General features: G+C 70.3%; 21 protein-coding genes and 1 riboswitch. Of the genes, 7 read left to right on the plus strand and 14 right to left on the minus strand.

Features of this window, described 5'->3' with window-relative positions; all coding sequences use genetic code 11:
- Window positions 1-57: 57 nt before the first annotated feature.
- Entirely contained in the window at window positions 58-297 is a 240-nt protein-coding gene (locus ACIBBD_RS00695; protein WP_399417061.1) for a hypothetical protein, read from the minus strand.
- 172 nt (window positions 298-469) lie between these two features.
- Here ACIBBD_RS00695 and ACIBBD_RS00700 point away from each other — a divergent pair, with 172 nt between their 5' ends.
- Both ACIBBD_RS00700 and ACIBBD_RS00705 read left to right on the plus strand, forming a co-directional pair.
- On the plus strand, window positions 470-1,204 hold the full coding sequence (locus ACIBBD_RS00700; RefSeq protein ID WP_399417062.1) for a rhomboid family intramembrane serine protease: 735 nt from the start codon (window positions 470-472) through the stop codon (window positions 1,202-1,204).
- Entirely contained in the window at window positions 1,201-1,482 is a 282-nt protein-coding gene (locus ACIBBD_RS00705) for an Lrp/AsnC family transcriptional regulator (protein WP_391644476.1), read from the plus strand. The genes ACIBBD_RS00700 and ACIBBD_RS00705 overlap by 4 nt, the downstream gene beginning before the upstream one ends.
- A 32-nt stretch (window positions 1,483-1,514) precedes the next feature.
- Here the strand turns inward: ACIBBD_RS00705 and ACIBBD_RS00710 are convergent, their stop codons facing one another.
- The 6 genes from ACIBBD_RS00710 to ACIBBD_RS00735 all read right to left on the minus strand — a co-directional run bounded on the left by ACIBBD_RS00710 (window position 1,515) and on the right by ACIBBD_RS00735 (window position 8,614).
- Window positions 1,515-2,876 carry an aminotransferase class V-fold PLP-dependent enzyme gene (locus ACIBBD_RS00710; RefSeq protein ID WP_399417063.1) on the minus strand — a complete coding sequence of 454 codons (1,362 nt, stop codon included), beginning with the start codon at window positions 2,874-2,876 and terminating at the stop codon, window positions 1,515-1,517.
- 171 nt (window positions 2,877-3,047) lie between these two features.
- A riboswitch (SAM riboswitch) is annotated at window positions 3,048-3,164 on the minus strand.
- Window positions 3,165-3,240: 76 nt separating this feature from the next.
- Window positions 3,241-4,305 (minus strand): anthranilate phosphoribosyltransferase, encoded by a 1,065-nt coding sequence (trpD, locus tag ACIBBD_RS00715; protein ID WP_399417064.1) that lies wholly within the window; start codon window positions 4,303-4,305, stop codon window positions 3,241-3,243.
- A gap of 141 nt (window positions 4,306-4,446) precedes the next feature.
- The gene (locus ACIBBD_RS00720) at window positions 4,447-6,069 is read right to left on the minus strand and encodes a cytochrome bc complex cytochrome b subunit (protein WP_399417065.1); all 1,623 of its coding nucleotides are present in this window, start codon (window positions 6,067-6,069) and stop codon (window positions 4,447-4,449) included.
- On the minus strand, window positions 6,066-7,121 hold the full coding sequence (locus tag ACIBBD_RS00725) for a Rieske 2Fe-2S domain-containing protein (RefSeq protein WP_399417066.1): 1,056 nt from the start codon (window positions 7,119-7,121) through the stop codon (window positions 6,066-6,068). Before ACIBBD_RS00725 ends, ACIBBD_RS00720 begins: the two co-directional genes overlap by 4 nt.
- A complete protein-coding gene (locus tag ACIBBD_RS00730) occupies window positions 7,118-7,930 on the minus strand; it encodes a c-type cytochrome (protein WP_399417067.1) in 813 nt (270 codons plus the stop codon). The genes ACIBBD_RS00725 and ACIBBD_RS00730 overlap by 4 nt, the downstream gene beginning before the upstream one ends.
- Before the next feature lie 63 nt (window positions 7,931-7,993).
- The gene (locus tag ACIBBD_RS00735; protein WP_385072490.1) at window positions 7,994-8,614 is read right to left on the minus strand and encodes a heme-copper oxidase subunit III; all 621 of its coding nucleotides are present in this window, start codon (window positions 8,612-8,614) and stop codon (window positions 7,994-7,996) included.
- 169 nt (window positions 8,615-8,783) lie between these two features.
- Here ACIBBD_RS00735 and ACIBBD_RS00740 point away from each other — a divergent pair, with 169 nt between their 5' ends.
- Window positions 8,784-9,185: a hypothetical protein gene (locus ACIBBD_RS00740; RefSeq protein WP_399417068.1), complete on the plus strand. Its 402-nt coding sequence runs from the start codon at window positions 8,784-8,786 to the stop codon at window positions 9,183-9,185.
- 7 nt (window positions 9,186-9,192) lie between these two features.
- Here the strand turns inward: ACIBBD_RS00740 and ACIBBD_RS00745 are convergent, their stop codons facing one another.
- The 4 genes from ACIBBD_RS00745 to coxB all read right to left on the minus strand — a co-directional run bounded on the left by ACIBBD_RS00745 (window position 9,193) and on the right by coxB (window position 13,671).
- Entirely contained in the window at window positions 9,193-10,452 is a 1,260-nt protein-coding gene (locus ACIBBD_RS00745; RefSeq protein WP_399417069.1) for an Ig-like domain-containing protein, read from the minus strand.
- Window positions 10,453-10,583: 131 nt separating this feature from the next.
- Window positions 10,584-10,982 (minus strand): cytochrome c oxidase subunit 4, encoded by a 399-nt coding sequence (locus tag ACIBBD_RS00750; protein ID WP_399417070.1) that lies wholly within the window; start codon window positions 10,980-10,982, stop codon window positions 10,584-10,586.
- Complete coding sequence (gene ctaD, locus ACIBBD_RS00755) at window positions 10,979-12,715, minus strand: cytochrome c oxidase subunit I (RefSeq protein WP_399417071.1); 1,737 nt, start codon at window positions 12,713-12,715, stop codon at window positions 10,979-10,981. The genes ACIBBD_RS00750 and ctaD overlap by 4 nt, the downstream gene beginning before the upstream one ends.
- Entirely contained in the window at window positions 12,712-13,671 is a 960-nt protein-coding gene (gene coxB / locus ACIBBD_RS00760) for a cytochrome c oxidase subunit II (RefSeq protein WP_399417072.1), read from the minus strand. Before coxB ends, ctaD begins: the two co-directional genes overlap by 4 nt.
- Before the next feature lie 309 nt (window positions 13,672-13,980).
- Between coxB and ACIBBD_RS00765 the strand changes: the two genes are divergently transcribed.
- The gene (locus ACIBBD_RS00765; RefSeq protein ID WP_399417073.1) at window positions 13,981-15,366 is read left to right on the plus strand and encodes a cysteine desulfurase/sulfurtransferase TusA family protein; all 1,386 of its coding nucleotides are present in this window, start codon (window positions 13,981-13,983) and stop codon (window positions 15,364-15,366) included.
- Window positions 15,367-15,477: 111 nt separating this feature from the next.
- On the opposite strand, the gene ACIBBD_RS00770 is transcribed toward ACIBBD_RS00765, so the two are convergent.
- Window positions 15,478-16,452, minus strand: a complete 975-nt coding sequence (locus ACIBBD_RS00770; RefSeq protein WP_399417074.1) for a carbohydrate kinase family protein — start codon at window positions 16,450-16,452, stop codon at window positions 15,478-15,480.
- A gap of 129 nt (window positions 16,453-16,581) precedes the next feature.
- On the opposite strand from ACIBBD_RS00770, the gene ACIBBD_RS00775 reads away from it, so the two are divergent.
- Both ACIBBD_RS00775 and ACIBBD_RS00780 read left to right on the plus strand, forming a co-directional pair.
- Window positions 16,582-16,791, plus strand: a complete 210-nt coding sequence (locus ACIBBD_RS00775) for a hypothetical protein (protein ID WP_399417075.1) — start codon at window positions 16,582-16,584, stop codon at window positions 16,789-16,791.
- 188 nt (window positions 16,792-16,979) lie between these two features.
- Window positions 16,980-18,758 carry a hypothetical protein gene (locus tag ACIBBD_RS00780; protein WP_399417076.1) on the plus strand — a complete coding sequence of 593 codons (1,779 nt, stop codon included), beginning with the start codon at window positions 16,980-16,982 and terminating at the stop codon, window positions 18,756-18,758.
- A gap of 89 nt (window positions 18,759-18,847) precedes the next feature.
- Here the strand turns inward: ACIBBD_RS00780 and erpA are convergent, their stop codons facing one another.
- Window positions 18,848-19,204: an iron-sulfur cluster insertion protein ErpA gene (erpA, locus tag ACIBBD_RS00785; RefSeq protein ID WP_130437147.1), complete on the minus strand. Its 357-nt coding sequence runs from the start codon at window positions 19,202-19,204 to the stop codon at window positions 18,848-18,850.
- Between the two features lie 278 nt (window positions 19,205-19,482).
- Between erpA and nadA the strand changes: the two genes are divergently transcribed.
- Window positions 19,483-20,667 (plus strand): quinolinate synthase NadA, encoded by a 1,185-nt coding sequence (gene nadA, locus ACIBBD_RS00790; RefSeq protein WP_399417077.1) that lies wholly within the window; start codon window positions 19,483-19,485, stop codon window positions 20,665-20,667.
- 22 nt (window positions 20,668-20,689) lie between these two features.
- Here the strand turns inward: nadA and ACIBBD_RS00795 are convergent, their stop codons facing one another.
- Window positions 20,690-22,915 carry a serine/threonine-protein kinase gene (locus tag ACIBBD_RS00795; RefSeq protein WP_399417078.1) on the minus strand — a complete coding sequence of 742 codons (2,226 nt, stop codon included), beginning with the start codon at window positions 22,913-22,915 and terminating at the stop codon, window positions 20,690-20,692.
- Window positions 22,916-22,947: the final 32 nt, after the last annotated feature.

A 22,947-nucleotide genomic window follows, 5' to 3' on the forward strand; every position in this document is an offset into this window, starting at 1 on the left:
TTTCTCGCGGGGCCCTCCCCCGCTCTCGACGTCGCGCGAGCGGGGGGACCCCCGTCGTCAGGAACCGGCGCCCGGCCTGTCCACGAGTTCCACCTGGTCCACGGCGTTGCACCAACGGCACCGCACCGACTCGATGGTCTCACTGACCACCTGGCGCTCCTCGACGTTCGGTTCACCGGCGAGATCGAGGTGGACGTACTCGACGACCTTCGACGAGCGCGTCACGTCGAACCGGGTGAGGTTGCCGCAGAGCGTGCAGCGCCACCGCGTCGAGGCGGTCGGCAGGGGAACCGTCATCGTGACTGTCCGCTTCCTTCTAGTGTCGGTCTTCCGGCGCCGGGGCGCGCCCAAGGGCTCCCCGGTCCATATGGCTCGTAACCCTACGGCCTGGCGGGTAGTCGTCGCCCGTCCGTCCACGGCGGCGAGGCGGTCCGGGCTGGTGCGTCCCGTTACGTCATGCTCTGTGTGCATGATCGGGAACTGGAGCGGGACCGTGAGCAGAGCGATCCGGCGGCCGTCGGCCCCGGTGACGTACGGACTGATCGCCCTGTGCTGCCTGATCTTCGCGATCGGCCCCGCGTCGGGCCTGAATCCGGCGTACGGCACCGGTGAGGAGCTGCTCGCCGCCCAGCGCGCCTACTTCCGCCGGTGGGGCGTGATCCCCGCCGACCTCTTCCAGGGCTCGGCGCGCTCCGTCCTCACCCCCGCGACGGCGCTGTTCCTCCACGGCAGCTGGGTCCACCTGCTGGGCAACATGCTCTTCCTCTACGTCTTCGGGGCGATGACCGAGCACCGGATGGGCCGCGTCCGGTTCACGCTCTTCTACCTCGCCTGCGGCTACCTGGCCCTGCTGGGCTACGCCGCCGCCCACGCCGACTCCGAGCAGTCCCTGGTCGGCGCCTCGGGGGCGATCTCGGCGGTCCTCGGCGCGTTCCTCTCCCTGTTTCCCCGGGCGCGGGTGACCAGTCTCCTGCCGTTCCTCTTCTTCCTGCCGCTGCGCTTCCCGGCCTGGCTCGTGCTGCCGTTCTGGGCGGCCCTGCAGTGGGTGGCGGCACGGCAGACCGCACCGGGGCCGCGGGTGGCGTACCTGGCGCACCTGGTGGGCTTCGCGCTGGGCCTCGTCGTCGCACGGGCCCTGTTCTGCGGGACGACTAGAGTGAAGCCCGCCCCAGCTCCGGCCCCCGAGGGAGAGAACCAGCCGTGATCACCGCGATCGTCCTCATCAAGACCAGCGTGGACCGGATTCCCGAGATCGCGGAGTCGATCGCCGGGCTGGAGAGCGTCAGCGAGGTCTTCTCGGTCACGGGCACCTACGACCTGATCGCGATGGTCCGCGTCAAGCGGCACGAGGACCTGGCCGAGGTCATCCCGGGACGGATCAGCAAGATCCCCGGTGTCGAGGCCACCGACACGCACGTGGCGTTCCGGACGTACTCGCAGCACGACCTGGAGGCGGCGTTCGCGATCGGCCTGGACTCCTGACCGTCTGAACACCGCCTCCGGGGAGGAGCCCCTCACACCGCCGGGACGCAGCGGCCTTCCTGCGTGCGGTACCGCCACTTGGCACCGTCCCGGACGAGCTCCCTGACCGCGCCCACGAAACGCTCGACGTGCTCGTCGGGGGTGCCCGCGCCGAAGCTCACGCGGATGGCGTTGAGGGACTTCTCGCCGGGGGCCGCCTCGGGGGCGCCGCACTCGCCCTGGGTCTGCGGGTCGCTGCCGAGCAGGGTGCGCACCAGCGGGTGGGCGCAGAAGAGGCCGTCGCGGACGCCGATGCCGTACTCGGCGGAGAGGGCGGCGGCGAAGTGGGAGCTGTTCCACCCCTCGACGACGAAGGAGAGGACGCCCACGCGGGGGGCGTCGTCGCCGAAGAGGGACAGGACGCGCACCTCGGGGACCTCGGCCAGGCCCGCCCGCACCTTCTCGATCAGGTACCGCTCCCGGGCGACGAGGGTGTCGAAGCCCGCCTCCGTCAGCGCCTTGCAGGCGGAGGCGATGGAGTAGGCGCCGATGACGTTCGGGGAGCCGGCCTCGTGCCGGGCGGCGCTGTCGTGCCACTCGACGTCCACTCCCCCGTCCTCGCGCCGGGTGACCTTGCGGCTGGCGCCGCCTCCGGCGAGGTAGGGGTCGGCCTCCCGCAGCCAGTCCGCGCGGCCGGCCAGGACGCCGGAGCCGAACGGGGCGTACAGCTTGTGCCCGGAGAAGGCGACCCAGTCGACGTCGAGGTCCTGGACCGACACCGGGTGGTGCGGGGCCAGCTGGGCCGCGTCCAGGACGATCCGGGCGCCGTGGGCGTGGGCGGCGGCGGCCAGCTCGCGTACCGGCCACAGCTCACCGGTGACGTTCGAGGCGCCGGTCACGCAGACCAGGGCCGGGCCGTGCGGGTCACGGTCGGCCAGGGCCCGCTGAAGGGTCTCGACCGCCTGGCGCGGGGTGCGCGGGGCGTCGAGGTAGGTGACCCGGGCGTCCTTCCAGGGCAGCAGCGAGGCGTGGTGCTCGGTCTCGAAGACGAAGACCTGGCAGCCGGCGGGGAGGGCGGCGGCGAGGAGGTTGAGGGAGTCGGTGGTGGAGCGGGTGAAGACCAGCTGGTCGTCGGCGCGGCAGTCGAGGAACTCGGCGACCGTCCGGCGGGCGTTCTCGAAGAGGTCGGTCGACAGCTGGGAGAGGTAGCCGGCACCGCGGTGGACGCTGCCGTAGTAGGGGGCGTAGGCCGCCACGTCGTCCCAGACGCGCTGGAGGGCGGGGGCGCTGGCCGCGTAGTCGAGCGCGGCGTAGGTGACTTCGCCGCCGGTGACGAGCGGGACGGTGACATCCCGGCCCAGAACGGGCAGCGGGGCACAAACGGACTGGGCGAGGGCAGCGGTGGAGACGGACATGGCTGAACTCCCGTGAAAGCAGGCGGAATCACCGTGCCGGACAACGCGTCGACGGCACAGGAAACGGCGGAGAAGAGGAAAAAGGGATGCGGAGGCGGGGCTCTGCGGCCCTATCGCATTCGCTTGCTCACGGAAGGCTCCTCGACGACCAGGACCCCTGGTTTCTCGAGGGGTCCGCGCTTGCCGTGGACCTCGCTGCCCACGACCTGGTCTTCACCCGGGGCACCCCGCCACGGACGGAGGGTTGCCGGACAGTCGGCCGGGGCCTCATGACTGTCACTCATGACCTGGAGAGGAACGTACGTGAAGTGATCGCGGTCCCGCAACTCGTGTCCGGATCGCGGGACCGCGGATCGCCGGTCGGTCACGCGTTGCTGGCGGCGACCCAGCGCTCCAGCGCCCGTCTGGCCGCCCCGGAGTCGATGGAGTGCGCCGCCTTCTCCATGCCGGCGCGGATCTGCTCGGTGAGCGGTGCCTGCGTCGGGTCGAGGGCGACCAGGGCGGCCGCCGAGTTCAGCAGCACCGCGTCCCGTACCGGACCCGTCTCACCGTCGAGGAGACGGCGGGCGACCTCGGCGTTGTGGGACGGGTCGCCGCCGCGCAGCGCCTCCACCGGCACCAGCTCGATGCCCACGTCCCGCGGGTCGAAGGCCTCCTCGGTGACCTTGCCGTCCCGGACCACCCAGACGTGGGAGGTGGACGTCGTCGTCAGCTCGTCGAGGCCGTCGTCGCCGCGGAACACCAGGGAGGAGTTGCCGCGTTCGGCGAAGACGCCGGCGATGATCGGGGCCATGCGCGGGTCGGCCACCCCGACGGCCTGGGCCCGCACCTTGGCCGGGTTGGTCAGCGGGCCGAGGGCGTTGAACACCGTACGGATGCCCAGCTGGCCGCGCGCGGCGCCCGCGTGACGCAGCGCCGGGTGGAACTTGACGGCGAAGCAGAAGGTGATGCCGGCCTCCTCGGCGACCTCGGCCACCCGCTGCGGGGCCAGGTCGAGGTTGACGCCGAGCTTCTCCAGGACGTCCGAGGAACCCGACGCCGACGAGGCCGCGCGGTTACCGTGCTTGACGACCTTCGCGCCCGTGCCGGCCACCACGAGCGCCGACATCGTGGAGATGTTCACCGTCTTCGCGCCGTCGCCGCCGGTACCGACGATGTCGACCGTGCGGCCCGACACCTCGATCACGTTCGCGTGCTCGTACATCGCCCGCACGAGACCGTTGATCTCCTCGACGGTCTCGCCCTTGGCGCGCAGGGCGACCACGAACCCGGCGATCTGGGCGTCGGTGGCCTCGCCGCGCATGATCCGGTCCATCGCCCAGGCCGTCGCGTCGGCGCTCTGGTCGCGGCCGTACAGCAGGGCGTTCAGCACCTCGGGCCAGGAACGGCCCGCCGCGGTGTCGCCTCCAGCGGGGGTCACAGCGCTCATAAGCCGCTCCTGGGTCACTCCGGTCCCGCTCTACGGGACACGCGTCTCAACGGGTCCACCCTATCCAGGCGCGGAGCACGGCGAAGGGCCCCGTCCGAACACCGGACGGGGCCCTTCGTCAGTTGCGTGGCGACGCAGTGATCAGTGGTGGCCGTGGCCGCTCGTGATCTCCTTGTACTCCTCGACGGTCGGCTTGGCGATCTGGCTCTCCTCGCCGTAGTACGCCTTGCTCAGCTTGGCGCGGACCTTCTCGGAGCGCTTGACCTTGCGCTCGACGCCGTTCTCGTCGACCGTGGGGCCGATCTCGGCCGGCGCGTACTGCTCGTGCGCGGTGAGCGTGTACAGAGCCTCCTGGCTGAGCGGCTCGTGGACCTCGATGTACTCACCGTGCGGCAGGCGCTTGATGGTGCCGGTCTCGCGGCCGTGCAGCACCTTGTCCCGGTCGCGGCGCTGGAGGCCGAGGCAGATCCGCTTGGTGACCACGAAGGCGATGACCGGTCCGGCGAAGAACCCGATCCGGACGAACCAGGTGACCGCGTTGATCGACAGGTGGAAGTGGGTGGCGACGATGTCGTTGCCACCACCGATCAGCATGATCATGTAGCCGGTGACCCAGGCGACACCGAAGGCCGTACGGGTCGGGGCGTTGCGCGGACGGTCCAGGATGTGGTGCTCGCGCTTGTCCCCGGTGATCCAGGACTCGATGAACGGGTAGAGCGCGATCACACCGAGGAACAGACCGAAGAGCACCAGCGGGACGAACACGCCCAGGACCAGCGTGTGACCCCAGAAGTTGATCTCCCAGCCCGGCATGGCGCGGACCAGACCCTCGGCGAAGCCCATGTACCAGTCGGGCTGGGCACCGGTGGACACCTGGTCCGGACGGTAGGGGCCCATCACCCAGATCGGGTTGATGGACGCGATGCCGGCGAGGAGCGCGATGAACCCGAAGACCAGGAAGAAGAAGCCTCCGGCCTTGGCCATGTAGACCGGCAGCAGCGGCATGCCGACGACGTTCTTGTTGGTGCGTCCGGGACCCGCGAACTGGGTGTGCTTGTGGTAGAAGACCAGGATCAGGTGGCCGACCACGAGCCCGAGCATGATGCCCGGCAGCAGCAGGATGTGGATCGAGTAGAACCGCGCGACGAAGTCGCCGCCCGGGAACTCCCCGCCGAACAGGAACATCGAGATGTACGTGCCGACGATCGGCACGGACAGGATCGCGCCCTGGGTGAAGCGGACACCGGTGCCGGAGAGCAGGTCGTCCGGGAGCGAGTAGCCGGTGAAACCGGTGAACATGCCCAGGACGAACAGCAGGAAGCCGAACAGCCAGTTGATCTCACGCGGCTTGCGGAAGGCGCCGGTGAAGAAGACGCGCATCATGTGCACGAACATGCCGGCGAGGAAGATCACCGCGGCCCAGTGGTGGATCTGCCGGATGAGCAGACCACCGCGCACATCGAAGGAGATGTGCATGGTCGAGTTGAACGCCTCGGACATCAGCTGGCCCTGCAGCGGGACGTAGCTGCCGTGGTACTCCACCTCGTTCATCGACGGGTGGAAGAACAGCGTCAGGTACACACCCGTGAGGATGATGATGATGAAGCTGTAGAGGCAGATCTCACCCAGCATGAAGGACCAGTGGTCCGGGAAGATCTTGCGCATGTTGGCCTTGGCCAGGGAGTAGATCCCCAGCCGGCCGTCGGCCCAGTCGGCTACCCGCTCGCCTGCGGGTGCCTTGCGGCGGTCGTCGTTGTTACTCATCCGCGCTCCCAGAAGGCAGGACCGACGGGCTCTTCGAAGTCGCCAAGCGCCTCAAGGTAGCCCTCGTCGTTCACGCCGATGCGCAGCTGCGGCAGGGCGTGACCGGCGGGGCCGAAGATCACTCGGGCACCGTCGGACAGGTCGAAGGTGGACTGGTGGCAGGGGCACAGCACGTGGTGCGTCTGCTGCTCGTACAGCGAGATCGGGCAACCGACGTGGGTGCAGATCTTCGAGTACGCCACGATGCCCTCGTGCGACCACTCGAGCTCGCGCTTGTCCTTGATGTTCTCCGGCTGGATCCGGACGATCATCAGGGCGGCCTTGGCGATCTCGGTCTGGAAGTCGTGGTCGTGCTCCTCCAGGCCCTCCGGCTTGGCGAAGGTGAGGGAGCCGACCGCGACGTCCGAGGGACGCAGCGGCTCGTTGGTGTTCATGTTGACCAGCAGCTTGCCCTTGGACCACCGCGTGTGGCGCAGCTTGTCCTCGGGCAGCGGACCGAGGTCGCGCAGCAGCACGACACCGGAGAGAGGGAACAGGGCCAGCGCACCGAACATCGTGTTGCGGATCAGCTTGCGGCGGCCCAGCGCGGACTCCGTGGCGCCGGCCTGGAAGTCGGCCATGACCTTGGCCTTGACCTCGGGCGCCGCCTCGATCGGGTGCCGCTCGTCGGCGATCTCCACGTCGGACATCAGCGTGCGGGCCCAGTGGACCGCGGCCGCGCCGATGCTGAACAGGGACAGACCCAGGGTCAGGCCGAGCGCGAAGTTGAGCGCGCTGACGTGGCCGAGCGGGAAGAGGTAGACCGTCTTGTCGTGCGGGATCGCCACGTACGAGGCGATGAAGGCGACGGTGGCCAGCATCGACACCGTGAACAGGAAGGCGACCGCACGCTCGGACCGCTTGGCGGCCCGCTCGTCGACGTCCTGCATCCGGTGCTCGTGGGGCGGCAGCCCCGGGTCGGCGAACGGGTTCTTCTCGTCCGCGACGCTTACGGCACCGTGGGCGTGGTCCTGCTCAGCGGGCAGGTTCTCTGGAATGTCTTGGCTACTCATGACTTCTTGGCCTTTGCGGTCCGAGCGGCAACCCATACGGCGACGGCGATGAGACCACCCAGACCGAAGATCCAGCCGAACAGGCCCTCGGCGACCGGGCCGATGCCGCCCAGCTCAAGACCACCGTAGCTGGCCGTTTCCTTGCCGTTGACCGCGTTCAGGTACGCGATGATGTCCTTCTTGTTCTGCTCCGACAGCGTCGTGTCGGGGAAGGAGGGCATGTTCTGCGGGCCGGTCTGCATGGCCTCGTAGATGTGCTTCGGGTCCACGTCCTCGAGGGTCGGCGCGTACTTGCCCTTGGTCAGGGCGCCGCCCTTGCCGGTGAAGTTGTGGCACTGCGCGCAGTTGGTGCGGAACAGGTCACCGCCCTTGGCGATGTCCGCGCCCTCCGGACCGTATTCGGCCTCGGTCGGAATGGACGGGCCGGCGCCGAGCGAGGCGATGTACGCGGCGAGCTGGTCGATCTCGGCCTGCGTGTAGAGGACCTTCTTCCGCGGCACCTGGGCGCCCTGGGAGGTCGCCGCGGGCATACGGCCGGTGCCGACCTGGAAGTCGACGGCCGCGGCGCCCACGCCCACGAGGCTCGGACCGTCGGAGGTGCCCTGACCGCCGGTGCCGTGGCAGCTGGCGCAGCCTACGGCGTAGAGCTTCTTGCCCTCGTCGATGGCCAGGGACTGGGCGGTTTCATCTGCCTGCGCCTTGCTCGCGGGTGCGAACGCGGCGTACAGCCCCCCGGTGCATGCCAGCGCGAGGAGTAGGACGACGAGCGCCGCCAGCGGATGGCGTCGTCGTGCGGAGAGCTTTTTCACGGATTACCCCGGTGTCAGGATCTTCTGCGTCGATGCTTCTGGGATGTGCGGGTGCGGGCCCGGCTACTTGATCATGTAGATCGTGGCGAAGAGGCCGATCCAGACGACATCGACGAAGTGCCAGTAGTAGGACACGACGATCGCGGCGGTCGCCTGCTCGTGAGTGAACCTCCTGGCCGCGTAGGTGCGCCCGAGGACCAGCAGGAAGGCGATGAGGCCGCCCGTCACGTGCAGGCCGTGGAAGCCGGTGGTCAGGTAGAAGACCGAGCCGTACGGGTCGGACGAGAGCGAGAGCCCGTCCTTCTTGACCAGCTCGGTGTACTCGTACACCTGACCGCCGATGAAGATCGCACCCATGATGAAGGTGACGATGAACCAGCCCCGGAGCTTCTTGACGTCACCGCGCTCGGCGGCGAACACGCCGAGCTGGCAGGTGAGGGAGGAGAGCACCAGGATGGTGGTGTTGGTCGCCGAGAACGGGAAGTTCAGGGCGTGCGCCATTTCCTTCCAGTGCTCAGGACCCGTCACCGATCGCAGGGTGAAGTACATCGCGAAGAGGGCCGCGAAGAACATCAGCTCGGAACTCAGCCAGATGATCGTTCCGACACTGGTGAGGTTCGGCCGATTGACCGACGGGTGCGCGTGCCCGGTTTCTACTGTCGTTGCTGTCGCCACGACCGACATTATGTCGGTCGCTTATCTCGCCCTCACTCCGGGGGGTGCTGTTCGGAGTGTTCGTACCGTGTGTAGTGCCCGTATGGCCCAGCGCGGGCGGGTGCCGACAGCTGTTGACGCGGTGTCGGGGGGAGTAGCATCCGCCCCATCGGTATCCGAGCAATGACGCGGAGGAACGATGCAGGCGACCGCCACGGTGCTGGTCTACAGCGATGACGCCACCACGCGCGAGCAGGTGCGGCTGGCCTCCGGCCGGCGGCCGGCCCCGGACGCGCCCCTGGTCGAGTTCGTGGAGTGCGCGACGCCTCCGGCGGTGCTGCGGCAGCTGGACGAGGGCGGCATCGACGTCGTCGTCCTGGACGGCGAGGCCGTGCCCATGGGCGGGATGGGGCTGTGCCGTCAGATCAAGGACGAGGTGTTCCGGTGCCCGCCGGTGCTGCTGCTGATCGGGCGGCCCCAGGACGCGTGGCTCGCCACGTGGAGCCGGGCCGACGCGGCCGTGACGCTTCCTGTGGAGCCCGTGGAGTTCGCGGGGGCACTTGCCTCTCTGCTGCGGGGGAAGAGCGCTCTGAGCGCCTAGGAACACGTCACACGGCCGTCGGCCGGAGCCGTGCGGGGTTCTGGGCGGGCTTGTGCTCGCCGCCGGTGGTCAGCGCGCTGCCGGCGCGCCACTTCGTCCAGTCGATGTTCCAGTCGCCGAAGCCGTTGCCGAAGGTCTCCATCGTGTGGCCGTAGCTGTTGACGACCTGGACGACGTCGCCCTCGCGGACGTTGGCGAAGAACCACGAGGCGTTCGCGGTGCTCATGCCGGTGCAGCCGTGCGAGACGTTGGCGTAGCCCTGGGAGCCGACGGACCAGGGGGCGGCGTGCACGTACTCGCCGCTCCAGGTGACGCGGGTGGCGTAGTAGACGGGCAGGTCGTAGGACTCCGCGGAGCCCTCGGCTATGCCGATGCTGGTACCGCGCATGCGGACGAAGTACTCCTTGCCCAGGACGACCTTGACCCCGTTGCGGGTCTCGAAGCCGGGCTTGCCGGTGGTGACGGGGATCTGCTTGATCTGGTCGCCGTTCTTGAAGACGGTCAGGGAGTGCGCCGAGGCGTCGGTGACGGCGATGACGCGGTCGCCGATGGTGAGGGTGAGGTCCTTCGTCGGTCCGCCCCAGAGGCGGTCGCCGACTTTTATGCCGTCCAGGGTGCTGTGGACGCGGATCTCCGCGTGGGCGGGCCAGTAGTCCTTCGGGCGGTAGTGGAGCTTCTTGTCGTCCACCCAGTGCCAGGCGCCCTCCACGGAGGGCCTGGAGTCGACCCTGAGGGCCCGTTCGACGACGGCGCGCTGGGCGGCGTCCTTGATCGGCTGGCTCAGCTCTGCGGTGATGGGCTGGCCGACGCCGTAGGTGCCCGTCCTGGGGCCGAACGTCACGGTCAGGAGCTTCTTGGTGGTGGGCCTGCCCGTGTCGAAGGTGAGGACCCGGCGACCGGGCGCGCCGTCCTTGTCCTCGGTGGACACGCGGACCGTGTAGTGGGCGTTGGCGGCGAGTGGCTCGGTGCTGTGCCAGCGGCTGCCGTCGGCGGCGAGCTCCCCGGCCACGTAGCGGCCCGAGGCGTCGACGGCTGTGACGTCGGTGAGGCGGTGGTCGGAGTCCTCGGCGGTGATCTCCAGGGGCTTGTCGGGGTCGACCTTCCTGCCGTCGCCCATGGGGCCGTTGAAGGAGATCCGCTCGCTCGCGTCGTAGGGGCGCGAGGCGAGGGGGTTGCCGTCCGAGCCGCAGGCGGTCGCGCCCTCGGCCAGGGCGAGCACCAGCAGCGTGCAGCTGACGACGGTGCGGGGGCGGGGTGTCTGGCTCATGGGGCTCACGCTAGGAAGCCGTGTCAACCATGGCGCGCTGGGTGACACGAACGGGGGACATCGATTGCGGCAAAAGCAGGAGCCCGGACGCTCCTGGCGGAGTGTCCGGGCTCGTGCCCCGTTCGCGCGTGTTACTGGGTGCGGTTCTCACCGCGGTAGTACTCGAAGACCCAGCCCCAGACACCGATCAGGATCAGCGGGGCGGAGAAGTACAGCAGCCACCAGCCGACCGCGACCCCCAGGAAGGAGAGGGCGCCGCCGATGGCCAGGGACAGCGGCTGCCAGCTGTGCGGGCTGAAGAAACCCAGCTCGCCGGCGTCGTCCGCGACGTCCGCCTCCTTGTTGTCCTGGGCACCGGTGTCGACCCGCCGGGCGGTGAAGCCCAGGTAGAAGCCGACCATGATGCACAGGCCGAAGGCCAGGAAGAGGGCCGTGGTACCGGCCGGCTCCTTCGACCACACGCCATAGACGACCGCCATGGCGAGGACGAAGACGCTCAGCCAGATGAACATCTTGCCCTGGATCTTCACTTGCCGGCCTCCTTGCTGCCCGAGATGGCGCTGGCGCCGTGACCGGCGTGCTCCAGCTGCTCCAGAGCGGCGATCTCAGGGTGGTGCAGGTCGAACGCCGGGGATTCGCTGCGGATCCGCGGCAGGGTGAGGAAGTTGTGCCGCGGCGGCGGGCAGGAGGTCGCCCACTCCAGGGAGCGGCCGTAGCCCCACGGGTCGTCGACGCCGACCGGCTTGCCGTACTTGGCCGTCTTCCACACGTTGTAGAGGAACGGCAGGATCGACAGACCGAGGACGAACGAGCTGATCGTCGAGATCGTGTTCAGGGCGGTGAAGCCGTCGGCCGCGAGGTAGTCCGCGTAACGACGCGGCATGCCCTCGGCACCCAGCCAGTGCTGGACCAGGAAGGTGCCGTGGAAGCCGACGAACAGCGTCCAGAAGGTGATCTTGCCGAGGCGCTCGTCGAGCATCTTGCCGGTCATCTTCGGCCACCAGAAGTGGAAGCCGGAGAACATCGCGAAGACGACGGTGCCGAAGACGACGTAGTGGAAGTGCGCCACCACGAAGTACGAGTCGGAGACGTGGAAGTCCATCGGCGGCGAGGCCAGGATGACGCCGGTCAGACCACCGAAGGTGAAGGTGATCAGGAAGCCGGTCGCCCACAGCATCGGCGTCTCGAAGGACAGGCTGCCCTTCCACATCGTGCCGATCCAGTTGAAGAACTTCACGCCGGTCGGGACGGCGATGAGGAACGTCATGAAGGAGAAGAACGGCAGCAACACCCCGCCGGTGACGTACATGTGGTGCGCCCACACCGTCACGGACAGACCCGCGATCGCGATCGTCGCGCCGATCAGGCCCATGTAGCCGAACATCGGCTTGCGCGAGAAGACCGGGATGACCTCGGAGATGATGCCGAAGAACGGCAGGGCGATGATGTACACCTCTGGGTGTCCGAAGAACCAGAAGAGGTGCTGCCACAGCAACGCGCCGCCGTTGGCCGCGTCGAAGATGTGGGCGCCGAACTTGCGGTCCGCCTCCAGGGCGAACAGCGCGGCCGCGAGGACCGGGAAGGCCAGCAGGACCAGGACACCGGTCAGCAGGACGTTCCAGGTGAAGATCGGCATGCGGAACATGGTCATGCCCGGTGCGCGCATGCAGATGATCGTGGTGATGAAGTTGACCGAGCCGAGGATCGTGCCGAAGCCGGAGAAGGCCAGACCCATGATCCACATGTCGGCGCCGAGGCCCGGGCTGCGGACCGCGTCCGACAGCGGGGAGTAGGCGAACCAGCCGAAGTCGGCCGCACCGTTCGGGGTGAGGAAGCCGGCGACGGCGATGAGCGAGCCGAACAGGTACAGCCAGTAGGCGAACATGTTCAGCCGCGGGAAGGCCACGTCCGGCGCGCCGATCTGCAGCGGCATGATCCAGTTCGCGAAACCGGCGAACAGCGGCGTCGCGAACATCAGCAGCATGATCGTGCCGTGCATCGTGAACGCCTGGTTGAACTGCTCGTTCGACATGATCTGCAGGCCCGGACGGGCCAGCTCGGCGCGCATGAAGAGCGCCATCACGCCACCGATGACGAAGAACACGAACGACGTGACGAGGTACAGCGTGCCGATCGTCTTGTGGTCAGTCGTGGTCAGCCACTTGACGACGACTTCGCCGCGGCGCTGGCGCCGGACCGGCAGCTCGTCCTCGTAGTGGGACCCTGCTGCCGCGGCACCCTGGGGTTCGTTGAGGATGCTCACAGGTTTGTCGTCTCCCGGTTCTTCTCGTGGCTCGTCTGCTCGATGCCCGCGGGAACGTAACCGGTCTGCCCCTTCTTGGCGAGGTCCTTGAGGTGCTGCTCGTAACGCTCGGGGGAGACGACCTTCACGTTGAACAGCATCCGGGAGTGGTCGACGCCGCAGAGCTCGGCGCACTTGCCCAGGAAGGTGCCCTCCTTGTTGGGGGTCACCTGGAAGGCATTGGTGTGGCCCGGGATGACGTCCTGCTTCATCAGGAACGGCACCACCCAGAAGGAGTGGATGACGTCACGCGAGGTGAGGACGAAGCGGACCGTCTTGCCCTTGGGGAGCCAGAGGGTCGGGCCGGGGTTGTTGGTCTGCGGGTTCCGCTCACCGGGGGTGCCGCAGGTGTAGACGCCGCCCGCGTTGTCCGGGAACTCGTCCTTGTAACGGTCCGGGATCGCGGCCAGCGTCTCGTCCGTCTTCGCGTTCCCGGTGGAACCGTCGACGTTCTCGATGTAGTTGAAGCACCAGCTCCACTGGAAGCCGACCACGTTGACCGTGACGTCGGGCTTCTTCTCCAGGTCGAGGAGCTTCGACTCGTCGCGGGCCGTGAAGTAGAACAGCACCGAGACGATGATGAGCGGGACCACGGTGTACAGGGCCTCGATGGGCATGTTGTACCGGGTCTGCGGAGGAACCTCGACCTTGGTGCGGCTGCGCCGGTGGAAGATCGCACTCCACAGGATCAGGCCCCACACCAGCACGCCGACGGCGAGCGCGGCAGCCCAGGATCCCTGCCACAGGGAGAGGATCCGCGGAGCCTCTTCCGTGGTGGGGGTGGGCATACCAAGGCGGGGGAAGTCCTCGTATGTGCAACCGGTTGCGGTCGCAAGGACCAGGCCCGCGGTCAGTGCCTGCAGCAGCTTCCGCCGCATCGGGCGCCGCGGCGAGCGGTCGGAGCCGTTGGGACTCACGTAGCGCCTTCCCGAGAGTCTCGCCCGCGCGGTCGGCTGCGGCCTTCTCGCTGGTCGGTCGCCGCCCTGCGTCGGGCAGGGGTTTGGATGTTTATGCGGACCAAACCCTAGCCGACGCCTTCCGGGGGTTCGCGGGGAGGGTGGCATACGCGCCGCGGGTCACCCCGAAGGGGTGGGAAAGGGGGGCCGGGGGCGCCCGATAGCTCGGGCGTGCGGCTTGTGTGGCGGGTGCGGGCGGTTTGTGGCGGGTCGCGCAGTTGTCCGCGCCCTCCGCTCGGTTGCCTCCGCCCTGCGTTCTAACGTTGCTGTGTGGCCTACTTCGACGCTGCTTCCGCATCCCCGCTCCATCCCGTCGCCCGCCAGGCGCTGTTGGCCTCGCTCGACGAGGGGTGGGCGGACCCCGCACGTCTGTACAGGGAGGGGCGGCGGGCGCGGATGTTGCTCGACGCGGCGCGGGAGGCCGCCGCGGAGGTGGTGGGGTGCCGGCCGGACGAGTTGGTCTTCACGCCGTCCGGGACGCGGGCCGTGCACAGCGGGATCGCGGGGGCGCTGGCGGGGCGGCGCCGCGCCGGACGCCACCTGATCGTGTCAGCGGTCGAACATTCCTCGGTGCTTCATTCGGCGGAGGTGTTCGAGGCGGACGGCGGGGCAGTGTCGCGGGTGCCGGTGGAGCGGACGGGTGCGGTGACGGTGGAGGCGTACGAGGGGGCGCTGCGGCCGGACACCGCGCTGGCCTGCCTCCAGTCGGCCAACCACGAGGTGGGGACCGAGCAGCCGGTGGCGGCGGTGGCCGAGGTGTGCCGGGAGGCGGGGGTGCCGCTGCTGGTGGACGCCGCCCAGTCGCTGGGGTGGGGGCCGGTGGAGGGGCCCTGGTCCCTGCTGACGGCGAGTGCGCACAAGTGGGGCGGGCCGTCGGGGGTGGGGCTGCTGGTGGTCCGCAAGGGGGTGCGGTTCGCCGCCCGGGGGCCCGCCGACGAGCGGGAGTCGGGGCGCGCGGCCGGCTTCGAGAACCTCCCGGCGATCGTGGCGGCGGCGGCCTCGCTGCGGGCGGTGCGGGCGGAGGCGGCGGCCGAGGCGGTACGGCTGCGGGAACTGACGGAACGGATCCGGGCGCGGGTGCCGCGGCTGGTGCCGGACGTGGAGGTGGTCGGGGATCCGGAACGCCGGCTGCCCGGGCTCGTCACCTTCTCGTGTCTCTATGTCGACGGCGAGACACTGCTGCACGAGCTGGACCGGGAGGGTTTCTCGGTCTCGTCCGGGTCGTCGTGCACGAGCAGCACGCTGACGCCGAGCCATGTGCTGAGGGCGATGGGGGTGCTGAGCGAGGGCAACGTGCGGGTGTCGCTGCCGCCGGGGACGGCGGCGGAGGACGTGGAGCGGTTCCTCGCGGTGCTGCCCGGGGCGGTGGCCGGGGTGCGGGAGAAGCTGGGGGCGCCGGCTCCGGTGGCGCTGGTGCGGGACTCCGACGAGCAGGTGCGCGTCGTGGACGCCCTCGGCAGGCGCTGCCCGATCCCCGTCATCGAACTGGCGAAGGTCATCGGGGACGTGCCGGTGGGCGGCACGGTCCGGGTGCTGTCCGACGACGAGGCGGCGCGGCTCGACATCCCCGCCTGGTGTGCGATGCGGGGCCAGGAGTACGTGGGTGAGGAGCCGGCGGACCGGGGCTCGGCCTATCTGGTCCGCCGGCTCGGCTAGGGCCGGTCCGGCGGATCGCGTCGCGGGATACGGCGGTCACGCGTCCCCGCGCCTGCGGCGTGACCCGTAGGACACGCCCCGGCGCGTGTCCTACCGGACCGGCGCGCCGGCTCAGCTCAGGTGCTTCTTGACCTCGGCTGCGGCCTCGTCGCCGTAGGCCTGGGTGAAGCGGTCCATGAAGTGGGCGCGCCGGAGCTGGTACTCCTGGGTGCCGACCGTCTCGATGACGAGCGTGGCGAGCATGCAGCCGATCTGGGCGGCGCGCTCGAGGGAGACGCCCCAGGCCAGGCCGGAGAGGAAACCGGCGCGGAAGGCGTCGCCGACGCCGGTCGGCTCGGCCTTGCGCTCCTCCTGGGGGCAGCCGACCTCGATCGGGTCCTCGCCGGCCCGCTCGATGCGGACGCCGCGCGAGCCCAGGGTGGTGACGCGGTGGCCGACCTTGGAGAGGATCTCCTCGTCGCTCCAGCCGGTCTTGGACTCGATGAGGCCCTTCTCGTACTCGTTGGAGAAGAGGTAGGTCGCCCCGTCCATCAGGATGCGGATCTCCTCGCCGTCCATCCGGGCGATCTGCTGGGAGAAGTCGGCGGCGAACGGGATGTTCCGGGAGCGGCACTCCTCCGTGTGGCGGAGCATCGCCTCCGGGTCGTCGGCGCCGATCAGGACCAGGTCGAGACCGCCGACGCGGTCGGCGACCGTCTTCAGCTCGATCAGGCGGGCCTCGCTCATCGCGCCGGTGTAGAAGGAGCCGATCTGGTTGTGGTCGGCGTCCGTCGTGCACACGAAGCGGGCGGTGTGCAGCGTCTCGGAGATGCGGACGGACTCGGTGTCCACGCCGTGCCGGTCGAGCCAGGCGCGGTACTCGTCGAAGTCGGCGCCCGCGGCACCGACCAGGACGGGACGGGTGCCGAGCTGGCCCATGCCGAAGGCGATGTTCGCGCCGACCCCTCCGCGCCGTACGTCCAGCTTGTCGACCAGGAAGGACAGCGAGACCGTGTGGAGCTGGTCCGCGACGAGCTGGTCGGCGAAGCGGCCGGGGAACGTCATGAGGTGGTCGGTCGCGATGGAGCCGGTGACTGCGATGCGCACGGCGTGGACTCTCCTGTGGGAGGGGGATTGACAGTTCACGCTACCCGGTCGACCCACGCCACTGAAGCAGACGAAACTACCCGATAGTAGACCCTTCTTCGCGGGCTCGACCCTGCGTACGGTGCCGCTATGACGAACCTCAAGGTCCACGCCCCCGCTCCGGCCGACCTCGACGGCGACCTGGCGTCGCTGCGCGGTGACTGCGCCCGGATGGCTCCCCACTGGACGGCCCCCCGGAAGCACACCTCCCGTCCCGTGCCGCCGTCCCTGATTCACGGCGTGAGCGTCCCGGCGTCCTCGGCGCGGATGCTGGAGGCGATGCCTGACTACGGCAACTGAGTCGCCCCGTCTCTTCGGGCGTCCCGGGGCTTCTTCCGGCTCTCCCCGGGTTTTCTTCAGCTTTCTTCGGCTTTCTCCGGCGGGGCGGCGCCCGTAGGGGAACCGTGCGCTCCCCCGCTGCGTCCCATCGCTGTCCCCCGTCGGGGGGATGTGACGTACGACAGCAGGGCAGCCGAAGGAGCGATGCGGTGAACACCGAGCGACCCGACAACGACGACACCGCGCGCGGGCCTGAGGACCGGGGTACGCCGGAGGACCGGGGTACGCCTGACGAGAAGCGTTCGGAGGAGACACGTCCGGAGGCGACGTCCTCGAAGCCCGCGGCGGAGCCCTCCCCGGAGTCCGCGGAACCGGTGTCCCAGCCCGCGGCGGAGTCCGCGGAACCGGTGTCCGATCCCGCGGCGGACAAGACCCCCGCCGACGACGCCCACGGCGACGCGCCCTCCGGTGACCGCCGGCCCGTCGGCGACGAACCCTCCGGCGACGACCCCTCCGGCAACGAGCTCTCCGGCGACGACGTCTCCCCTGACGAGTCCTCTGCGGGGCCCCGGCGCCGGTCCGCGGTACTCGTGGCCTCCGTCGCCGCCGCCGTACTGCTCGTGGGCGGCGGGGGTGCCTACCTCGCCAGTACGGCGGGGGGTTCGGGCGGCGGATCGGGGCCGGGTACGCCGGACGGGGACGGCACTCCCCCGGCGCTCGTCCTCGACGACCACGTCGGCAGCCCCTTTGCGGGTGCCGCGAGCGGCGGCGCCACGAACGGCATCGCGCCCGGCGAGCCGAACCCCTACGGGGTCACCTACCGGGCCGACGGCACCCTCCCGGACGGCCCCGGCTCCGCGCCGGTGTACTGGGCGAAGGGCGACGTCACCGAGGCCGAGGTGACCCGGCTGGCGGCGGCGCTGGGTGTCGGGGGGACGCCGGTGGCCGAGGGGCAGGACTGGACGGTCGGGTCCGGGAAGGACGGCTCGGGCCCGGCCCTGCGGGTGACCCGGCAGGCGCCCGGCCTGTGGACGTTCAGCCGGTACGCGCCCGGCACCGACGCCTGCGAGAGCGCCACCGTCTGCACCAAGGAGCCCGCCGCCCCGGCCGGCGACCCGGTGAGCGAGGCGGCCGCGAAGAAGGCGGTGGCCCCGGTCCTGAAGGCCCTCGGCCAGGACGACGCCAAGATCGACGCGAGCCAGGTGATGGGCGCCCAGCGGGTCGTGAACGCCGACCCCGAGGTCGGCGGCCTGCCCACCCGGGGGTGGACGACCGGCGTCTTCGTCAACGCCCAGGGCGAGGTCGTCGGCGGGAACGGCCAGCTGAAGGCGCCGGTGAAGGGTGACACGTATCCGGTGCTGAGCGCGGAAGAGACGCTCGACCGGATGAACGCGGCGCCGGGGACCGATCACCGGACGGGCATCGGGGGCTGCGCCGACCCGGTGCCGTTGGAGGACCGGTCGGCGAGCCCGTGCGCCGGGTCGACGGACGGACCGCGCAAGCAGTCGCTCACGGTGCGGGACGCGGTGTTCGGACTCGCCCCGCACACCTCGGGCGGACGGCAGGTGCTGGTGCCGTCCTGGCTGTTCGAGGTGGAGGGGACCGCGGACGACTACACGGTGACGTATCCGGCCGTCGAGCCGGAACACCTGAGCGCACCCACGGCCTCGACGCCGTCCGGGGAGCCGTCCTCGGGCGCGCGGACCACTGACGTGAAGGTCGACGGCTACACGGCCGAGGGCACGGAGCTGACCGTGGCGTTCACGGGCGGGGTGTGCTCCGAGTACAAGGCGACGGCGGTGGAGACCGACGACGAGGTGAAGGTCACCGTGACGGCGACCTCCGAGCCGGACCGGGTCTGCATCATGATCGCCAAGGTCTTCCACCAGACCGTCCGGCTGGACGAGCCGCTGGGCGGGCGGACCGTGGTCGGGTCGGACGGCAGGGACGTCCCGCTGGAGAAGCCCGGGGCGCGGCTGCCCCGGTAGACCGAGCCGCAGCGGGCCGCTTCCCGAACGCGTGAAGGCGGCGGCCCCCCGGGGAGGGGGCCGCCGCCTTCACCGCGTCGCGGGACGGCTCAGCTGAAGGAGTCGCCGCAGGCGCAGGAGCCGGTCGCGTTCGGGTTGTCGATCGTGAAGCCCTGCTTCTCGATCGTGTCCACGAAGTCGATCGTGGCGCCGCCCAGGTAGGGGGCGCTCATGCGGTCGGTGACGACCTTGACCCCGTCGAAGTCCTTCTCCACGTCGCCGTCGAGCGAGCGCTCGTCGAAGAAGAGCTGGTAGCGCAGGCCGGAGCAGCCGCCGGGCTGGACGGCCACGCGCAGGGCGAGGTCGTCACGGCCTTCCTGGTCGAGCAGGGCCTTGACCTTGGACGCGGCGGCGTCGGTCAGGATGATGCCGTCGGTGACGGTGCTGGTCTCGTCCGATACGGACATCTACATCTCTCCAAGGGTGTGCGGAGACTGCTTGCCGACGGTTGCAACCGGCGGGGCCTCGGATTCATTCCGGGCCGGGCAACTTCTCTTTTCGCCTGTTCCTTCATGCTCGCACATGCGCGCAGAAGCCGACAGCAGCCCATTCGGCCGTCGGAAACGAGTCGGCGGGGCGGCACCGGGATTCATGTCACATCGACGCAATGACCATCGTCAAAGTGACATGAAGCGGGTTATGATAAATAGCGTCAGTTCGACGAAAAGCAGAAAGGGTGCGTGTAGTGACCACCGCCCAGACCACGGAGCTCGACGTACAGCCGACTCCGCTCGCCCTGTTGCTGCTCGGCCGTGAGGCCGACCCCAGGAGCGAGCGGGGCGTCGAGTGTCCCGGCGACCTGCCCTCCCCGTCCGACCCGGACCTGGTGGAGCGGGCCCGCGCGGCCAAGGAGAAGCTCGGTGACAAGGTCTTCGTCCTCGGTCACCACTACCAGCGCGACGAGGTCATCCAGTTCGCCGACGTCACGGGCGACTCCTTCAAGCTGGCCCGGGACGCGGCCGCGCGCCCGGAGGCCGAGTACATCGTGTTCTGCGGTGTGCACTTCATGGCCGAGTCCGCGGACATCCTGACCTCCGACGACCAGAAGGTCGTCCTGCCCGACCTCGCCGCCGGCTGCTCCATGGCCGACATGGCGACGGCCGAGCAGGTCGCCGAGTGCTGGGACGTGCTGACCGAGGCCGGCGTCGCCGAGCGGGTCGTACCCGTCTCGTACATGAACTCCTCCGCGGACATCAAGGCCTTCACCGGCAAGCACGGCGGCACCATCTGCACCTCGTCGAACGCCAAGCGGGCGCTGGAGTGGGCCTTCGAGCAGGGCGAGAAGGTGCTCTTCCTGCCCGACCAGCACCTCGGCCGGAACACCGCGGTGCGGGACATGGGCATGTCCCTCGAGGACTGCGTCGTCTACAACCCGCACAAGCCGAACGGCGGGCTGACCGCCGAGCAGCTGCGCGACGCGAAGATGATCCTGTGGCGCGGCCACTGCTCGGTGCACGGCCGCTTCAACCTGCAGTCGGTGGAGGACGTGCGCGCCCGCATCCCCGGCGTGAACGTGCTGGTCCACCCGGAGTGCCGGCACGAGGTCGTGGCCGCGGCGGACTACGTCGGGTCGACCGAGTACATCATCAAGGCCCTGGAGGCCGCCCCGGCCGGCTCGAAGTGGGCGATCGGCACCGAGCTGAACCTGGTGCGCCGGCTGGCGAACCGTTTCGCGCCCGAGGGCAAGGAGATCGTGTTCCTCGACCGCACGGTCTGCTTCTGCTCGACCATGAACCGCATCGACCTGCCCCACCTGGTGTGGACCCTGGAGTCCCTCGCCGAGGGCAAGCTGGTCAACCGCATCGAGGTCGACGAGGAGACCGAGGCGTTCGCGAAGCTGGCGCTGGAGCGGATGCTGGCGCTTCCGTAAGCGGGTCCACGACGACCACGGCTCACCCCGACGCCGGTTCACGGCCGGGGTGAGCCGGGTCGAGGCTGAACACCGTGCCGTCGGGGCTCAGCACCACCAGGGCACCCTCGTCGAGGAACACCTTCGACGCGTAGGGAACGCCGACGACCTGCCCGGCGCGCGGCGAGGACTCCCACAGCAGCGTGCCCTCACGGACGTCCAGGGCCGCGACGCGCCCGCTGGCGCTGGACACGTACACCGTGCGGCCCCGGCCGTCGGGCACCGGCGTGCCGGGCTGCTGCAGGGTCGTCGACGTCTGCCACAGCCGCTCGCCCGTCTCGGGCGAGACGGCGGCCACCCGGCCGCTGGAGGAGGAGAAGCAGAGCACGCCGTGCACCAGGGCCGCCTCCCCGCGCGGGCTGCCCGCCAGCTTCCTCCTCCGCACCGTCCCCGTGTCCGGGTCCATCAGCAGGACGTGGGTGTACACCGCCTCCGCGGAGCTCATGGAGTCCTGGTCGCCGTACTCCAGGAAGACCAGCCGGCCGTCGAGGGTGCCGAGGTGGACGCCGTTGATGTCCGGGGCCGCCACCCGCCGTGTCGTGCCGTCGGCCGGGTCGATGGCGGTGAGCACGTTGTCGACGGTGCCCTGCCCCAGGTCGGTGCAGCCCGCGTACGGGCGCCCGTCGGCGTCGTAGAACTCGCAGCCGTAACCGGACGGAAGGGTCACGGTCCAGCGTGCCGTGCCGTCGCGCGGTGACCTGGCGGTCATCCGGCTGCCGCCGTCCGGCGTCAGGAGCAGGTCGCCGACGAGCGTGGCCTCGGAGCTGTCCCCGCTCACCGTGCGCGACCACAGCCTCCTGCCGCTCCCGGCGTCGAGGGCGACGACACTGGTCGTCTGGTCGTCCCGCTGGGCGTTCAGGACCGACCGCCTCAGCAGCAGCACACCGTCCCGCACCCCGAGGACGAGGCTCCCGTACTCCTCCCGGTCCACCCCGGACGGCTGGGAGTCCCCCCGCCAGGCGATCCGGCCCGTCGGCCCGTCCACGCGGACGGGGAGCGTGCCGTCACCCCCGCAGTAGAGGGCGCCCTCCGCCATGGCACAGGACAGGGACCCGCCGTAGGCCACCCCGCCGGGACCGCCGTCCAGCGCCTTCACACCGCTCGCGGCGGTGCCGTACACCGTCGTCTGCCAGGGCTTCCAGCCGTCGGGGAGGGACCCCCAGCGGGAGGCCGCGGACGCCCGGCCCCCCTGCTCCCCCGCGCTGTCGTCCTTCAGCGGGCCGACGACGAGGTAGCCGGTGAGCGCCAGGGCCAGCACGCCCGCCACGCCGGCCAGGACCGGCAGCCTGCGCAGGCGGGAGCGGCGGCCGGAGGGCGGCGGCGAGGGGGTGCGGGAGGCCGGCCCCGGACCCGCCGACAGCGGCGGGCGCAGCGTCACGGTGGGCGGGTCGCCCGCCTCCGGTTCGGGCAGGACGCGGCCGAACTCCCGCGCCAGGTCGTCGAGTCCGGGCCGGTCCGCGGCGCTCTTGGCCAGGCAGCGGGCCAGGACCGCGCGCAGCGGCTCGCCCACCCCGTCCAGCACGGGCTCGTCGTGGACCACGCGGTACGCGGTGAGGTAGGGGCTGTCGGCGTCGAACGGGCCCCGGCCGGTGGTGGCGTACACCAGCAGGGCGCCGAGCGAGAACACGTCCGAGGCGGGACCGACCGTGCGGGCGTCGGTGAGCTGCTCCGGGGACATGAACGGCGGGGTGCCGATCATCTGGCCGGTCTCGGTCAGGGTGTGGTTCTCCGCCGCGCGGGAGATGCCGAAGTCGATGACGCGGGGGCCGTCCCCGGCCATCAGGACGTTGGCCGGCTTCAGGTCGCGGTGCACGACGCCGGCCCGGTGGATGTCCCGCAGCGCTTCCACCAGCCCCAGGGCCAGCTGCCGCAGCTCGGCGCCGCGCAGGGCGCCCCGGTCGCGGATCCGCTGGGCGAGCGAGCACCCCGGCACGTACTGGGTGGCCATCCAGGGCCGCGCCGCCTCCGGGTCGGCGTCCACGACCGGTGCGGTGAAGGCGCCGCTCACCCTGCGGACGGCCTCGATCTCCTGGTGGAACCGGGTGCGGAAGACGGGGTCCTCGGCGTACTGGGCGTGGACCACCTTGACGGCGACCTCACGCCCGGATCTCGCCCTGCCCCGGTAGACGACCCCCATGCCGCCGGCCCCCAGCCGGTCGACGATCCGGTATCCGCCGACCGACCTCGGGTCGTCCCTGTGCAGTGGCACCGCCCCGATCCCCTTCCCCCGCAGAGCAGTTC

Source organism: Streptomyces sp. NPDC051315 (assembly GCF_044455165.1).
GTDB lineage: Bacteria > Actinomycetota > Actinomycetes > Streptomycetales > Streptomycetaceae > Streptomyces.

What these genes read in the sequence shown, in the direction of transcription:
- ACIBBD_RS00695 (WP_399417061.1), bottom strand. Translation starts at nt 297, where the DNA reads ATGACGGTTCCCCTGCCGACCGCCTCGACGCGGTGGCGCTGCACGCTC.
- ACIBBD_RS00700 (WP_399417062.1), top strand. Translation starts at nt 470, where the DNA reads ATGATCGGGAACTGGAGCGGGACCGTGAGCAGAGCGATCCGGCGGCCG.
- ACIBBD_RS00710 (WP_399417063.1), bottom strand. Translation starts at nt 2,876, where the DNA reads ATGTCCGTCTCCACCGCTGCCCTCGCCCAGTCCGTTTGTGCCCCGCTG.
- trpD (WP_399417064.1), bottom strand. Translation starts at nt 4,305, where the DNA reads ATGAGCGCTGTGACCCCCGCTGGAGGCGACACCGCGGCGGGCCGTTCC.
- ACIBBD_RS00720 (WP_399417065.1), bottom strand. Translation starts at nt 6,069, where the DNA reads ATGAGTAACAACGACGACCGCCGCAAGGCACCCGCAGGCGAGCGGGTA.
- ACIBBD_RS00725 (WP_399417066.1), bottom strand. Translation starts at nt 7,121, where the DNA reads ATGAGTAGCCAAGACATTCCAGAGAACCTGCCCGCTGAGCAGGACCAC.
- ACIBBD_RS00735 (WP_385072490.1), bottom strand. Translation starts at nt 8,614, where the DNA reads ATGTCGGTCGTGGCGACAGCAACGACAGTAGAAACCGGGCACGCGCAC.
- ACIBBD_RS00740 (WP_399417068.1), top strand. Translation starts at nt 8,784, where the DNA reads ATGCAGGCGACCGCCACGGTGCTGGTCTACAGCGATGACGCCACCACG.
- ACIBBD_RS00745 (WP_399417069.1), bottom strand. Translation starts at nt 10,452, where the DNA reads ATGAGCCAGACACCCCGCCCCCGCACCGTCGTCAGCTGCACGCTGCTG.
- ACIBBD_RS00775 (WP_399417075.1), top strand. Translation starts at nt 16,582, where the DNA reads ATGACGAACCTCAAGGTCCACGCCCCCGCTCCGGCCGACCTCGACGGC.
- erpA (WP_130437147.1), bottom strand. Translation starts at nt 19,204, where the DNA reads ATGTCCGTATCGGACGAGACCAGCACCGTCACCGACGGCATCATCCTG.